This window comes from Sanguibacter antarcticus (genome assembly GCF_002564005.1).
GTDB classification, from domain to species: Bacteria; Actinomycetota; Actinomycetes; order Actinomycetales; family Cellulomonadaceae; genus Sanguibacter; species Sanguibacter antarcticus.
On sequence record NZ_PDJG01000001.1, the window covers coordinates 702,041 to 717,132 of the forward strand.

Genomic DNA, 15,092 nt, shown 5'->3' on the forward strand with positions numbered 1-15,092 from the left:
GGTCCGTCAGGGGGCGGGCGCAGTGACGAAGTCGATGAGCTCTTCCACCCGGCCGAGCAACGACGGCTCGAGGTCCGCGTAGCTGCGCACCGTCCCGAGGATCTTCTTCCATCCCAGCGCCACGTCCGTCTGGCTCTCGGCCGGCCACCCGAGCTCGCGGAGGATCCCGTACTTCCACTCCGTGCCACGATCGATCACGGGCCAGGCCTCGAGGTCGATCCGGTCTGGCCGCACGGCCTGCCACACGTCGACGTACGGGTGGCCGAGGATGAGCACCCTGCCCCCGGGGAACTGACGCATGACGTCGTCGGCGATGCGCCGTTCTTTGCTGCCGGGCACGAGGTGGTCGACGAGGACACCGACCCGGCGGCTCGCGCTCGGACCGAACTCGGCGAGCGCGTCCGCGAGGTTGTCCACACCGTCGAGCCCCTCGACGACCACACCCTCGATCCGCAGGTCGTCGCCCCACACCTTCTCGACGAGCTCGGCGTCGTGCCGTCCCTCCACCCAGATGCGGCTCCCTCGAGCGACGCGTGCGCGTGCGCCCGCGACGGCTCTCGAGCCAGAGGCGGTGCGCGACGGTGGGACAGGGCCCGTCGACCGGTTCGCAGGGACGAGCTCGACCGGCTCGCCGTCGATCCAGAAGCCGGGACCGAGCGGGAAGGTACGGGTGCGTCGAGCGGCGTCTTCGAGGACGACGACGTGCATTCCGCCGGACTTCTCGGTCCGCAGGACTGCACCCACCCACCCGGTGGTGACCTCCTCGACGACGAGCCCGGGCTCAGCCGGGACAGGTCGGGAGACGGGGCGTGCGCTGCGCGTGCGGGACCCGGCGGACAGGACGTCGTGGGAGTAGCGTTCATGGCTCACGCGAGGAAGGCTAGCCGCACACCGGGGAGAGTGACCTGTGCGACACGTGGGCAGACGACCGCGGGCACGTCGTAGAATTAGCACTCAGGTTCGGTGAGTGCTACCAGGGTCGGTGCGTGCGACCGGCACAGAGACGGCACGAGGAGTGGAGGCAGGATGGCGGCTGGCGACGACCGCAGGCTCGACGTGCTCCGCGCGATCGTGGAGGACTACGTCCAGACGCGCGAGCCTGTCGGTTCCAAGGTGCTCGCTGAGCGCCATGCCCTCGGCGTCTCCTCCGCGACGATCCGCAACGACATGGCGGTGCTCGAGGAGGGCGGCTACATCGCGCAGCCCCACACGTCGGCCGGGCGCGTGCCCACCGACAAGGGCTACCGGATGTTCGTCGACAGGCTCTCCTCCGTCAAGGCGTTCTCCAGCGCGGAGAAGAGCGCGATCGAGACGTTCCTCGCCGGTGCGGTCGACCTCGACGACGTCGTCACGCGGGCCGGGCGGCTCCTCGCCCAGCTCACCGGCCAGGTCGCCGTCGTCCAGTACCCGTCGTTGCGACGTTCGGGGCTGCGTCACCTCGAGCTCGTCGTGCTCGGCGAGCGCAGGCTCCTCGTCGTCCTCATCACCGACACCGGCCGCGTCGAGCAGCGCACCCTCGAGCTGACCGAGCCTCCCGACGAGACCTTCCTCGTCGACCTCCGGACACGGCTCAACGTCGCCGCGGCCGGCCGCCGGCTCAAAGAGCTCCGGGCCGCTCTCACCACGCTCGCGGAGACCTACCACCCGGTCGATCGTGATCTTGTCGAGCGGATCGCGGACGTCATCACCGAGACGCTCTCCCAGGAGAGCGAAGAACGCATCGTGCTCGCCGGTACGGCGAACCTCGCCCAGGCGGGCATGCGGTTCGAGCACGCGCTGCGTCCTGTCCTCGAAGCGCTCGAAGAGCAGGTCGTCCTCCTCAACCTCCTCACGGAGATGGCGGAGGACTCCGCCGGCGTCAACGTGCGCATCGGTCGAGAGACGCAGCTCGCCGGGCTCTTCGAGACGTCCGTCGTCACGACCGGGTACGGCTCGGACGGTGACGCGGTCGCAACCATCGGCTCGATCGGCCCCACCCGGATGGACTACCCCGGCACCATCGCCGCCGTGCGAGCAGTCGCCCGCTATCTCTCGAGGATCCTCGGTTCGTGATCCTTCTCGTCAGACCCCGAGCAACCCCCACCAGAACGGCAGAGAGCATTCAGTGACTGATTACTACGAGATCCTCGGCGTCAGCCGGGACGCCAGCCACGACCAGATCAAGAAGGCGTACCGCAAGCTCGCGCGCGAGCTGCACCCGGACGTCGCCGGTCCAGAGGCCGAGGACAAGTTCAAGGACGTGTCCCGGGCCTATGAGGTGTTGTCCAACGCGGACAAGCGTCGCTCGTACGACATGGGCAGCGACCCGTCGGCTCCCGGCGGTGGCATGGGAGGCGGGTTCGGCTTCCAGGACATCTTCGAGACGTTCTTCGGCGGCGGGCAGGCCCAGCGCGGACCCATCCCACGCTCCCGCCGTGGCCAGGATGCCCTCATCCGGCTGGACCTCGACCTCGCGGAGACCGCGTTCGGCGTGCGCCGCGAGATCCCGGTCGAGACCGCGGTCGTCTGCGGCACCTGCTCCGGCTCGTGCTGCAGCCCCGGGACCTCGCCGCGGGTGTGCGACGTGTGCCACGGCCGCGGGACGGTCCAGCGGGTCGCACGCTCGTTCCTCGGCCAGGTCATGACGACCGCACCGTGCGCCGCGTGCCAGGGATTCGGGACGACGATCCCCGAGCCGTGCGCCGAGTGCGCCGGCGAGGGCCGCATCCGCAGCCGCCGGACGGTCGCCGTCGAGGTTCCCGCCGGCGTCGAGACGGGAACCCGGATCAAGCTGACGTCCCAGGGGGAGGTCGGCCCCGCAGGCGGGCCTGCCGGTGACCTCTACTTCGAGATCCGCGAGCGCAAGCACGAGACCTTCCTGCGCCGTGGTGACGATCTGCACTGCACGCTGGAGGTTCCGATGACGGCGGCCGTCCTCGGCACGGTCGTCGAGCTGCAGACGCTCGACGGGCCCGAGAAGCTCGACCTGCGCCCGGGGACGCAGCCCAGCCAGGTCATCACGCTCAAGGGCCTGGGGATCGGTCACCTGCACTCGACCGGCCGTGGCGACCTCAACGTCCATGTCGAGGTGCAGATCCCGAGCGGGTTGTCCGACGAGCAGGCGGAGCTGGTGCGCCAGCTGGCCGCGCTGCGCGGGGAAGAGCACGTCGACGGACAGATGTCGGCTGCGCACCCGGGTGTGTTCTCGCGGCTGCGTGACAAGTTCGCGGGTCGGTAGTGAGCGCGCCCGTCTTCCTCGCCGAGCCCGGCGCGCTGTCGTCGTGCGAGCCAGGGAGCACGTTCGTGCTCGACGGGGACGAGGGTCGGCACGCGGGTGTCGTCCAGCGGCGTGGCCCGGGGGAGCGGATCGACGTCGTCGACGGTGCGGGCGTGCGGCTGCGCTGTGTGATCGCGTCGGTGCAGTCGTCGACGCTGGACCTCGTGGTCGAGGACGTGGTCCACGAGCCCGCCGACGGTGTCGAGATCGTGCTCGTCCAGGCGCTCGCCAAGGGCGACCGTGACGAGATGGCCGTCGAGGCCGCGACCGAGGTAGGCGTGGACGCGATCCTGCCGTGGCAGGCGGAACGCTCCGTGGTCGTGTGGCGCGGCGACCGGGCGGCGAAGTCGCGTGCGCGGTGGGTCGGGGTGGTGCGCGCTGCGACGAAGCAGGCTCGTCGGGCCGTCATGCCGCGTGTCGGGCTCGTGGTGGACGCTGCGGGCCTCGTCACGGCCGTCGAGCGCGTCCGGGCGGGCGGCGGAACGACGCTGGTCTTGCACGAGGAGGCCACCCGACCGCTGGCGGAGGTCGAGCTCCCTGCGACCCGTGCCGTGGCTGCGTCGGGCGAGATGCGGGCTGCCCCGGACGTGCACGACGGGGACGGACCTGACGAGCGGGTCCGAGAGGTGATGCTCGTCGTGGGGCCCGAGGGCGGGATCAGCGACCGCGAGCTCGCGCGGCTCGTCGATGCCGGCGCGGTGCCGGTGCGGCTCGGCCCGCACGTCTTGCGCACGTCGACCGCGGGACCTGTCGCGGCTGCTCTCGTCGCACAGCGGCTCGGGCGCTGGCGCTGACGACGCGGTGCAGACGCGCTAGCCTCGGAAGATGACCACGGACCACGACACCGAGACGATGCCCGCCGACGCAGACTGCCTGTTCTGCAAGATCGTGGCGGGCGACGTCCCAGCCGACGTCGTCGCGTCGAACGATCGCGTCATCGCGTTCCGGGACATCAACCCGCAGGCTCCGATGCACGTGCTCGTCGTGCCGCGTGAGCACTACGGTGACATCGCCCAGCTGGCCGCTGGCGCGCCCGACCTGCTCGCGGACGTCGTCGCGCTCGCTGACGAGGTCGCCAGCGAGCAGGCAGACGGCCAGTTCCGGCTGATCTTCAACTCAGGACCGCACGCCGGGCAGAGCGTGTTCCACGTCCACGGGCACGTCCTCGGTGGCGCTCACCTCGGGTGGTCGCCCGCCTGACCACGCCCGCTCCGCGTGCGGCCCGCAGCGGTGCGAAAGATAGACTGCACCGATCGAGGACGACACGTCCGGACGAGCACGGACCACGGGAACGAGCACACCGCCACATGGCAGCAGACGACACGAGCGCGGGAGCGCCACACACCCACGTCGAGCACCGGATCGTCGTTCCGGTCGGTGTCTCCGTCTCCGCGCTCCTCGGCCCGGTCGACTCGGTGCTCCGCGCCATCGAGGCGGGGTTCCCCACCATCGACGTCCGGGTCCGCGAGAACGAGATCGCACTGCGCGGCCCTGCCGCTGACCTCGCGCTCGCGTCCCGTCTGGTCGACGAGCTCATCGACGTCGCCGCGGCAGGGACGCCGCTGACCGCCGACGTGGTGGCGCGCTCGATCACGATGCTCACCGAGCAGTCGGCGACGCGACCCACCGACGTGTTCACGCTGAGCATCCTGTCCAGCCGCGGCCGGACGATCCGCCCGAAGACGGCAGGCCAGAAGCACTACGTCGACGCGATCGACGCGAACACCGTGACCTTCGGGATCGGGCCGGCAGGCACAGGAAAGACGTACCTGGCGATGGCCAAGGCCGTGCAGGCGCTCCAGGCACGGCAGGTCAGCCGCATCGTCTTGACGCGGCCTGCCGTCGAGGCTGGCGAGCGGCTCGGGTTCCTTCCCGGGTCGCTGTCGGACAAGATCGATCCGTACCTGCGCCCGTTGTACGACGCGCTCCACGACATGCTCGAGCCCGCGTCGATCCCCAAGCTCATCGAGGCAGGCACGATCGAGGTCGCGCCCCTGGCGTACATGCGTGGCCGGACGCTCGACGACGCCTTCATCATCCTCGACGAAGCACAGAACACCACGGCCGAGCAGATGAAGATGTTCCTCACCCGGCTGGGTTTCTCCTCGAAGATGGTCATCACCGGGGACGTCACCCAGATCGACCTCCCCGGCGGGACGCCGTCCGGGCTGCGGATCGTCGAGGACGTCCTCACCGGTGTCGACGACGTCGAGTTCTGCCCCCTGAGCTCCGGTGACGTGGTCCGTCACCGTCTGGTCGGCGAGATCATCGACGCCTACGCACGCTGGGACGTCAGCGGAGCGACCGCTCCGTCCGCACACCGCGGTCCTCGCGACCGGGCACACGAGAAGGGCCACCGCAGGTGAGCATCGAAGTCAACAACGAGTCCGGCTACGAGGTCGACGAGGCGGAGTTCGCCGCGCTCGGACGGTTCGTGCTCGAGGAGATGCACGTCCACCCCCTCACCGAGCTGTCCATCCTCTTCGTCGACACCGAGGTGATGACCGAGCTCCACGTGCAGTGGATGGACGAGCCAGGCCCCACCGACGTCCTCTCGTTCCCGATGGACGAGCTGCGCCCCGGGCGCGAGGGCGACGTGACCCCGGCCGGTCTGCTCGGGGACGTCGTCGTGTGCCCCGAGATCGCCGCTCAGCAGGCGACCGTGGCGGGTCACTCGACGGTCGAGGAGATGCTCCTGCTCACGACGCACGGGATCCTTCACCTCCTCGGGTACGACCACGCGGAACCGGAGGAGGAGAAGGAGATGTTCGGGCTCCAGCGCACGCTGCTCCTCACCTTCCTCGCCAGCCGTCGGTCGTCGTGACGTGAACACGCTCAGCGGTGCCCCGATCGGGTGGCTCCTCGTGTTCGCTCTCGTCGGGATCTCGCTCGCGGCGCTGCTCAGCGCGGGGGAGGCTGCCGTCGTCCGCGTGACGCGCACGGCGGTCGGTGAGATCGTCGACACCCGGAGCGAGATCGCCGACCGGATCCAGCGTCTCGTCGTGAGCCCCGGACACACTGCGGCCTCGGCCGCGTTTGTCCGGGTGTTCGCGGAGATGCTCGCGACAGCCTGCATCACCGTGTGCGTCGCGGCGCTCGTCGACCCGTGGTGGCTCGTCCTGCTCATCTCGGTCGTCGTCGGCGCGCTCGTCGCGCTCGTCCTCGTGCGGATCAGCCCGAGGACCATCGGGCGACGTCGCCCGGCGCAGACCCTCGTCTTCCTCAGCTCGCTGCTCGACGTCGTGCTGAGGATCACCGGTCCGATCACGCAGTACACGGGAGCCAGCCGGTCGCCGACCGACGCCATGGACGAGCACGAGCTCCGGGACATGGTCGACCGCGTGAGCGACGCCCGAGCCATCGAGGACGACGAGCGGACGATGCTGCGGTCCGTGTTCGAGCTCCGCACCACGCTCACACGCGAGGTGATGGTGCCCCGCACCGACATGGTGACCTCGATGGCCGCCACGCCGCTGCCCAAGGCGCTCGCCCTCTTCCTGCGCTCGGGCTTCTCCCGCGTCCCGGTCGTCGGGGAGTCCGTCGACGAGCTGCTCGGCGTCGCCTACTTCAAGGACGTCGTCCGGGTCCTCAACCACTCCCAGGACGCTGAGACCAGGACGCTCGGCGAGGTCATGCGCTCCCCGCTCTTCGTCCCGGAGTCGAAGGCGGTCGACGACCTCCTGCGGGAGATGCAGAGCGCGTCGTCGCACATCGCGCTCGTCGTCGACGAGTACGGCGGCATCGCCGGGCTCGTGACGATCGAGGACGCGCTCGAGGAGATCGTCGGGGAGCTCACCGACGAGCACGACTCCGTCGCCCCGGAGATCGAGGAGATCGAACCCGGAACCTTCCGTGTGCCGGCGCGGCTGGCGCTCGACGAGCTGGGCGAGCTGTTCGACCTCGACGTGAACGACGACGAGGTCGACACGGCCGGCGGTCTGCTCGCGAAGGCGCTGGGCAAGGTGCCGCTCACCGGGTCCACCGCAGACGCCAACGGGCTGCACCTCGTCGCTGAACGGGTCGAGGGCCGTCGCAAGCAGCTCTCGAGCATCCTCGTGTGCCGCAGCGACCCGGCAGAGCGCCCCACGAACCATGGACGACGAGCCTTCGACGAGAACCGCACGAGCGATGATCGCCGCACACCCACCGATCAGCAGGAGATGGAACGATGACCCCCAGCACACCCACAGGCCAGTCCGGGGGCACGGCACCGCACAGGTCCGGGTTCGCGTGCATGGTCGGCCGTCCGAACGCCGGCAAGTCCACCTTGACGAACGCACTTGTCGGCCAGAAGGTCGCGATCACGTCCGGGCGCCCGCAGACGACCCGGCACACGATCCGTGGGATCGTCCACCGGGAGGACGCTCAGCTCATCCTCGTCGACACACCGGGTCTGCACCGTCCGCGCACGCTGCTCGGCGAGCGCCTCAACGACCTCGTCCGCGAGACGCTCACGCAGGTCGACGTCATCGCCTTCTGCCTCCCGGCGGACCAGAAGGTCGGGCCCGGCGACAGATATATCGCGAAAGAGCTGTCCCAGCTCATGACCGGGCGTCACCCCACACCGGTGGTCGCTGTCGTGACGAAAGCAGACCTCGTCTCGCGCGAGGAGCTCGGTGTCCACCTGCTCGCGATCGACGGTCTCGGCGAGTGGGCTGACATCGTTCCGGTCTCAGCCGTGGACGGGTACCAGGTGCAGACCCTCGCGGACGTCCTCGTCAAGCACCTTCCCGAGGGCGGGGACCTCTACCCCGACGGCGAGCTCACCGACGAGCCCGCGAGCGTCATGGTCGCCGAGCTCGTCCGCGAGGCGGCCCTCGAGGGCGTGCGCGACGAGCTCCCGCACTCTCTCGCGGTCGTCGTCGACGAGATCACGCCGCGCGAAGGTGGTAGCGGCCCCAACCCGCTCCTGGACGTCCGCGTGAACCTCTTCGTCGAGCGCGACAGCCAGAAGGCGATCATCATCGGTCGTGGTGGCGCACGCCTGCGTCACGTCGGGACGGAAGCCCGCAAGGGGATCGAGGCGCTGCTCGGCAACCGCGTGTACCTCGACCTCCACGTCAAGGTCGCCAAGGACTGGCAGCGCGACCCCAAGCAGCTCGGCCGGATGGGCTTCTGAAGCGTGGTCAACGCGTGAGCGCGCGTGCGGTGAACTGACGACGGCCGACACGGACGCTGCCGTCAGCAGGCACATGGACCCGTGCTCCGGCAGCGACGTCCAGAGGCTCGCCGTGAGCCGTGAGGACGCTCGTCCCGTTGGTCGAGCCGCGGTCGGTCACCCAGAAGCCGCCGTCGTCGATCCCGAACTCGAGATGAGTCTTCGAGACCGAGCGCAGGTCGTCGTCCACGACGAGCAGGTCGTCGTGCCGCTCGCCTGCGGCAGACCGTGGCCGGCGGCCGACGAGTCCCGAGCCGTGCACGGTGAACGACTGCCCGTTGTCGAACGACAGGAGGAAACCCTCCGCGGGAGCACGTCGCGGGGGAGCCGAGAGCGACTCGACCGCCGGGCCGGGCGCCGAGGCCTCGGGTGCGGCAGACCGCGGCGGAGCCCAGCTCGGGAGCGCTTGGGAGAACTGCGGGCTGTGGACCGGGGCGACGACGGGAACCGGCACCGTCGGTGGGGGCTCAGCGGCGGACCCAGGGGCGCCGGCCCCGAGGGCCGATGGCACCGACAGCGCAGCCGCACCAGGAGGTACCGGCTCGTCCGCGGGATGCTCTGTGCGCTGGGCGAGCGCACGTCGAGAGACGTCGATCATCGTCGTCTTGGCGAGAGAGTCGTGCCATCCCTGCTTGAGCGGCCCACGGTCCCAGGCTCCGGACGCCACCACGACCCACTGACCGACAGTCGCCACGAGGAACCCGGCCAGCACGACGAGGCCGCGGACCGCGCTCTGGGCGATCCCCGGAGCGAACGGGCCGTCTGCACGAACGGTCCGCACGCGCAGGAGAGCGTTGCCGACCGTGAGCCCTGACCGACCTTCCCAGACGCAGAGCCCCACGGGCACCTCGACGAGCGCGAGCCCCGCCAGAAGGAACGAGTCCGTCAGCAGGTAGACGCCGAGGGTCACGACAGCAGTCGTCGTGAGGTCGACGGCGAAGGCCGCGACCCGACGCCCGACGGGCGCGACAGTCATCGACGCCCCCTGCCCGGGAACGATGTGGCGGGTGGTGCTGGTGCCCCGCGGAACGCGAGGTGCTCGGGTCGTGCTGGTCATGTCCGTGCCTCAAGAGCTCTGGGGGTGGAGTGGTCTGGGCCGTGCGGCGGATCATCCGGAGACGGCGCTCCGCACCATCTCGACCACCCCGATCGTCACGAGGGCAGCCGGCAGGCTGAGAGCGACCACGAGCCCCTCGAGACTATCGGTGAGGCGGGAGAGACCGACAGATCGACGACCGCGACGGATCGCTCCGGCGGCGAACACGACGAGCATGCCGAGAGCCGCGAGCCCGCACGCCAGCGGGAGCGCGCTCGTCGGTCCGCCGACGAAGGCCGTGCGCAGGACGATCGCCAGCAGCATCGCGGCCGCGGCGGCGCGGGGCGCGGTCCTCGACGACGGGGCGCGCGCCGTGCGGGGCACGCTCGTGAGCGCGACGGCGACGAGCAGCACGAGGACGACGGCCGTGACGCCCTCGGCGCCGCCGGGCGGCGTGCCCAGCAGGACGAACGGCGTCGTTGCTGCGGCCATGACGCTCAGCGCGACCGTCCCCGCGGCGAGCAGCCGGTCGCCGCGGCCTACGGCCCTCTCCACGACGGGCGAGCGCACCGCCGGCGGCGGGGCGGGCGCCGCGCCGCGGACCGACAGCGCGCTCCGCGTCACGTGGGCCGCATCGACGAGGAACACGACCGGGACCCGCAGGGCGCACGACGGCAGAAGTCGCAGGAGGAGAGGAACGAGCCCGAGGAGGACCGCTGCGGCGGTCCAGGCAGGCAGCCCGAGGGTGAGGGCAGCGCCAGCGACACCGGCGACGCCAGCGCACGACGTCGCCAGGACGACCGCCACCTGGACGCCGTCGTCTCGTGCGCGGCTGGCACGAGCACGGACAGCGGCGAGCGCCGACACCACGCTCGCACCGACGAAGCCTGCGACCACCGCGAGCTGGTCGCTCGAGGCCAGTGTCGTGTCGACCGTGGTCGCGCCACCGGCGCACGCCAGGAGCGCCGCCACGACGAGGCTGGTCTCGGTGCCGCCGTCGTGACGCACCGCAGGCGACAGCCCCAGGAGGAGCGCTGCGAGGAGGAAGGTTCCCGCGACGACCTGCTGCCCGGTGCCGGACACCGCACCGGTCTGCACGAGTCCCGGGACCGTCGACATCGTGACGACAGCGAGCGCGCACGCGCCGGCGAGCGCTACGAGCAGGACCTGCGGCGCCGGTGCTCGCACGGTCGGTGCGCCCGCGGCAGCGACCGGGGAGGAGACCACCTCAGGGGCGGTGCGGTCCTCCGTGCGCGTGACGACGCCCGACGAGGCAGCGCTCACGTGCACGACCGCGCCGTCGTGCAGGACCACCCCGGCGGCCGCAGCCAGATCGAGCCGCGTCCCGTCGGACGTCACCACGACGAGGGCCGGGTCGGACGGGTCGACGCCGACCGACCGCAGCGCGTCGGCGACCGAGACGTGGTCGGGGACGAGCACGTCCACGCTGTGCGCGGAGAACTGGAGGACCACGCGGCGCGACGCGGAGACGGTCTCTGTCACCCCAGCCCCCTCACCGTCGCTGCTGACCGGCGCAGTGCAGCGCGAGCCTACCCATTATTGTGTGGCCTGACTCCCGTGCGGTCACGCACCCGTCCAGGTGACGGGCCGCTCACCGCGGCCGACAGCTCTGAGAGGCTCGCATGAGTACACCGCTGTACCGTGACGCGCGCGCACCGGCCCCGCCGCTGCCCTCCGGACGTCTCGTCATGCAGGCACCACCCGAGCTCGTCCCGTCCGACGGGGTCAGCGGGCTCGTCGCCTCGCTGGTCCCTCTGCTCGGCAGCCTCGGCTCCATCGTCTTCGTCACCATGGCCTCACCAGGGCCACGTGGCCTGGTCGCCGGCGGGATGTTCCTCGTCGCCTCGCTCGGGTTCGTCGTCGTCAACGGGTGGCGCCAGCGCTCGCAGCACCAGGCGACCGTTCTCGGCGCCCGGCGCGAGTACCTGGCCTACCTCGCCGACCTGCGCGCCACGGTGCGCCAGGCAGCGAGCCAGCAGCGTCGTCACGGTCTCTGGAACAACCCAGACCCGACAGCGCTGGCGTCCCTCGCCGAGGACGGGAGCCGGGTCTGGGAACGTTCGCCGGGTCAGGGGGACTACCTCCACGCACGCATCGGTGCTGCCGCCCAGCCGCTGAGCCTCGCACTCGAGGGCGCGCAGACCCCGCCGCTCGCACAGCTCGACCCCGTCGCGGCGTCTGCTGCCCATCGCTTCCTCGTCACGCACCAGGTGCAGCCCGACCTCCCGGTGTCGATCGACATCGCCAGCAGCTCGCGCATCGAGATCACGGGCCCCGAGCCCGAGGCCCGTGGCCTCGCGCGCGCTCTCGTGTCACAGCTCGCAGCGTTCCATTCACCGGAGCATCTCCAGATCGCCGTCGTCGCATCGTCGGGAACGATCGCAGAGTGGGAGTGGGCGAAGTGGCTACCGCACACCCACAGCACGCGGGAGAAGGACAGCGTCGGCCCCGCCCGGATGATCGGGACGGACCTCGACGACCTCGAGCACATGCTCCCGTCCGCACTGCACGAGCGCTCGAGGTTCTCCCCGGACGGACAGGCGGTCTCCCCTCACGTGCTCATCGTCGTCGACGGCGGCCGCGTCGCGCCGGGGAGCGTCCTGGCCCCGCCCGAGGGCGTCATGGGCGTGACGGTCCTCGAGCTGCCAGAGCACTGGGACGACCTCTCGGACCCGCTCCGCCTGCGGCTCGCCGTCGGTGCGGCGCCCGCTCGGGCCGGGGCTCGCGCACCGGTAGAGGTCCTCCGGCTGCGTGAGGCACCGCGGCTCCTCCTGGCCGACGACGCATCGATCCCGGACGCCGAGGCCATGGCTCGTCGGCTGACCTCGAGGTTCGTCGGCTCGGGGGAGTCTCCGAGCGACCCGACCGCGGTGTCTGCGGAGCTCGTGGACCTCCTCGGCATCGACGACGTCCGGGACCTCGACCTAGACGTCACGTGGCGCCCGCGACTTCAGCGGGACCGTCTCCGGGTCCCGATCGGGCTCACCGACCAAGGCCAGCCGCTCGCCCTGGACCTCAAAGAGTCCGCTCATCAGGGCATGGGTCCGCACGGCCTCGTCATCGGCGCCACCGGGTCTGGAAAGTCGGAGGTGCTGCGCACCCTCGTCCTCGCGCTCGCGCTGACGCACTCGCCGGAAGACCTCAACTTCGTCCTCGTCGACTTCAAGGGAGGCGCGACGTTCGCCGGGATGGCGGACATGCCGCACGTCTCGGCGATCATCACGAACCTCGGTGAAGAGCTCACGCTCGTCGACCGGATGCAGGACGCCCTGCAGGGCGAGATGACCCGTCGTCAGGAGCTCTTGCGCTCTGCCGGCAACTTCTCCAACGTCACGGACTACGAGAAGGCCCGCCTCGGCGGTCGGACAGACCTCGCCCCCTTGCCGGCGCTGCTCATCGTCGCCGACGAGTTCTCCGAGCTGCTCACGGCCCGGCCGGACTTCGTCGACCTGTTCGTGACGATCGGACGGCTCGGACGGTCTCTCCACATGCATCTCCTGCTGTCCTCGCAGCGGCTCGAAGAGGGCCGGCTCCGGGGCCTCGAGTCCCACCTGTCCTACCGGATCGGCCTCCGGACGTTCTCCGCTGCAGAGTCCCGCACCGTCCTGGGCGTGCCCGACGCCTACACCCTTCCCTCGATCCCCGGGATCGGCTACCTCAAGCCGGACACGACGACGATGGTCCGGTTCCGGGCGGCGTACGTCTCTGGTCCACCGAAGGCTCGCGCCGCACGGCGGCACGTGCTCGAGGCGTCGGGGACGGGAGGCCTCGAGCCGTTCACCGCCGCGCCCGTGGTCCGCCGCTCGGCCGACGAGCCGGTGCCCGTCGAGACTGTTGCACCGGTCGCCGAGGAACGTGCGACGTTCGACATCGCCGTCCGGGCCATGGCTGGTCGAGGCCCCGCCGCCCACCCCGTGTGGCTGCCTCCGCTCGTGGCACCGCAGACGTTCGACCAGCTCATGCCCGACCTCGTCGTCGACCCCGAGCTCGGTCTCGTCTCTGCGTCGTGGCGGGCTGCAGGAGACCTCGTGGTCCCGCTCGGCATCGTGGACCGGCCGCTCGAGCAGCGTCGTGAAGACCTCGTGGTCTCGCTCGGCGGCGCAGCCGGGCACCTGGCGGTCGTCGGCGGCCCGCGCACCGGGAAGAGCACGGTGGCCCGCTCCGTCGTCACCGCGCTGGCGCTGACGCGCACCCCCCTCGAGGTCCAGTTCTACGTCCTCGACTTCGGTGGCGGGACGTTCAGCCCGTTCGCGTCGCTCGCGCACGTCGCGGGGGTCGCGAGCCGCAGCGAGCCGGACGTCGTGCGGCGGATCGTCGCCGAGGTCCGTGGCATCGTCGACCGTCGGGAGACCTACTTCCGTGCGCAGGGCATCGACTCGATCGAGACGTACCGGCAGCGTCGCCGCGAAGGACGCGTCGACGACGGGTACGGCGACGTCTTCCTCGTCGTCGACGGCTGGAGCACCGTCCGCGCCGAGTTCGAGGAGCTCGAGCCGCAGATCCAGGCGCTCGCGGGCCGAGGCCTGACGTTCGGCTTCCACCTGCTCGCGACTGCGACGCGCTGGATGGACTACCGCAGCCAGGTCAAGGACATCTTCGGGACCCGCATCGAGCTCCGCATGGGGGACCCGATGGACTCTGACGTCGACCGCAAGGTGGCCGTCAACGTTCCCCAGGACCGCCCCGGCCGCGGAATCGTCGCCTCGAAGCACCACATCTTGTCCGCGCTCCCTCGGATCGACTCGGACACCAGCGCCGCGACCCTGGGGGCTGGCGTCGAGCACCTCGTCGAGACGATCAACGCCGCGTGGACCGGGCCCGCCGGCCCCCGGCTGCGCCTCTTGCCCGACGAGGTCTCCCTCGACGAGGTCCGCGCTCAGGCCGAGGCTCAGACACCGACGGTGTCGCAGACCTTCTGGCTCGGGATCGACGAGGCCAACCTCGCACCGGTCGGGCTCGACCCCATGACCGAGCCGCACCTCTACGCCTTCGGCGACGGCGGCTCAGGCAAGTCCAGCCTCCTGCGTGGTTACGCGCGCGAGGTCATGCGCCAGTTCACACCAGCCCAGGCGCAGCTCTTCGCGGTGGACTACCGGCGCTCTCTGCTCGGGGAGATCCCGGAGGAGTACCTCGCGGGCTACCTCACGACGCACGAGGCCGCCGGCGGGCAGCTGGCCGACCTCGCGACGTACCTGCGCGGACGTCTCCCCGGCCCGGACGTCACGGCCGACCAGCTGCGCTCACGGACCTGGTGGACGGGCGCCGAGGTGTTCGTCCTCGTCGACGACTACGACCTCGTGGCGACCTCGACGGGAAACCCGCTCGCCGTGCTCGCGCCGCTCGTCGCGCAGGCGGGTGACGTCGGCCTGCACCTCGTCGTCGCGAGACGGTCAGGAGGCGCTGGCCGAGTCTTGTACGAGCCGGTCCTGCAGGCGCTGCGCGACACCGCAGCCCCGGGGATCTTGCTCTCGGGGAGCGCCGACGAAGGGCCGCTCGTCGGGACCGCCCGCCCTGTCCCGTCGGTGCCGGGACGGGCGCAGCTCGTCACGCGGGAGCGTGGCAGGGAGGTCATCCAGGTCGCGTCGACGCAGCCGCTCCACTGAGGTCCGCTCGTCCGTGCG

The 15,092-nt window shown here is 71.0% G+C and carries 12 protein-coding genes; 9 read left to right on the top strand and 3 right to left on the bottom strand.

All coding sequences use genetic code 11. The annotated features are described in order from the left end of the window. Positions 1-6: 6 nt before the first annotated feature. Complete coding sequence (locus ATL42_RS03125; RefSeq protein WP_098454104.1) at positions 7-870, bottom strand: DUF3097 domain-containing protein; 864 nt, start codon at positions 868-870, stop codon at positions 7-9. 156 nt (positions 871-1,026) lie between these two features. Here ATL42_RS03125 and hrcA point away from each other — a divergent pair, with 156 nt between their 5' ends. The 8 genes from hrcA (at position 1,027) to era (ending at position 8,375) form a co-directional block, all read left to right on the top strand. Then, positions 1,027-2,052, top strand: a complete 1,026-nt coding sequence (gene hrcA, locus ATL42_RS03130; RefSeq protein WP_098454105.1) for a heat-inducible transcriptional repressor HrcA — start codon at positions 1,027-1,029, stop codon at positions 2,050-2,052. A 52-nt stretch (positions 2,053-2,104) separates the two neighbouring features. Continuing rightward, on the top strand, positions 2,105-3,217 hold the full coding sequence (gene dnaJ / locus ATL42_RS03135) for a molecular chaperone DnaJ (protein WP_098454106.1): 1,113 nt from the start codon (positions 2,105-2,107) through the stop codon (positions 3,215-3,217). After that, positions 3,217-4,050, top strand: a complete 834-nt coding sequence (locus ATL42_RS03140; RefSeq protein WP_098454107.1) for a 16S rRNA (uracil(1498)-N(3))-methyltransferase — start codon at positions 3,217-3,219, stop codon at positions 4,048-4,050. Before dnaJ ends, ATL42_RS03140 begins: the two co-directional genes overlap by 1 nt. 31 nt (positions 4,051-4,081) lie before the next feature. Beyond that, positions 4,082-4,456, top strand: coding sequence for a histidine triad nucleotide-binding protein (locus ATL42_RS03145; RefSeq protein WP_245862062.1), 375 nt, complete (start codon positions 4,082-4,084; stop codon positions 4,454-4,456). A 107-nt stretch (positions 4,457-4,563) separates the two neighbouring features. After that, positions 4,564-5,622 carry a PhoH family protein gene (locus ATL42_RS03150; RefSeq protein ID WP_098454108.1) on the top strand — a complete coding sequence of 353 codons (1,059 nt, stop codon included), beginning with the start codon at positions 4,564-4,566 and terminating at the stop codon, positions 5,620-5,622. After that, a complete protein-coding gene (gene ybeY, locus ATL42_RS03155; protein WP_098454109.1) occupies positions 5,619-6,080 on the top strand; it encodes an rRNA maturation RNase YbeY in 462 nt (153 codons plus the stop codon). Before ATL42_RS03150 ends, ybeY begins: the two co-directional genes overlap by 4 nt. Position 6,081: 1 nt before the next feature. Next, a complete protein-coding gene (locus ATL42_RS03160; RefSeq protein ID WP_098454110.1) occupies positions 6,082-7,428 on the top strand; it encodes a hemolysin family protein in 1,347 nt (448 codons plus the stop codon). After that, positions 7,425-8,375: a GTPase Era gene (gene era / locus ATL42_RS03165; protein ID WP_098454111.1), complete on the top strand. Its 951-nt coding sequence runs from the start codon at positions 7,425-7,427 to the stop codon at positions 8,373-8,375. The genes ATL42_RS03160 and era overlap by 4 nt, the downstream gene beginning before the upstream one ends. Before the next feature lie 7 nt (positions 8,376-8,382). On the opposite strand, the gene ATL42_RS03170 is transcribed toward era, so the two are convergent. Both ATL42_RS03170 and ATL42_RS03175 read right to left on the bottom strand, forming a co-directional pair. Then, a complete protein-coding gene (locus ATL42_RS03170; protein ID WP_098454112.1) occupies positions 8,383-9,471 on the bottom strand; it encodes an RDD family protein in 1,089 nt (362 codons plus the stop codon). Between the two features lie 51 nt (positions 9,472-9,522). After that, the gene (locus ATL42_RS03175) at positions 9,523-10,953 is read right to left on the bottom strand and encodes a hypothetical protein (RefSeq protein WP_098454113.1); all 1,431 of its coding nucleotides are present in this window, start codon (positions 10,951-10,953) and stop codon (positions 9,523-9,525) included. A 140-nt stretch (positions 10,954-11,093) separates the two neighbouring features. On the opposite strand from ATL42_RS03175, the gene eccCa reads away from it, so the two are divergent. Continuing rightward, positions 11,094-15,074: a type VII secretion protein EccCa gene (gene eccCa / locus ATL42_RS03180; protein WP_098454114.1), complete on the top strand. Its 3,981-nt coding sequence runs from the start codon at positions 11,094-11,096 to the stop codon at positions 15,072-15,074. The last annotated feature ends 18 nt before the right edge of the window (positions 15,075-15,092 follow it).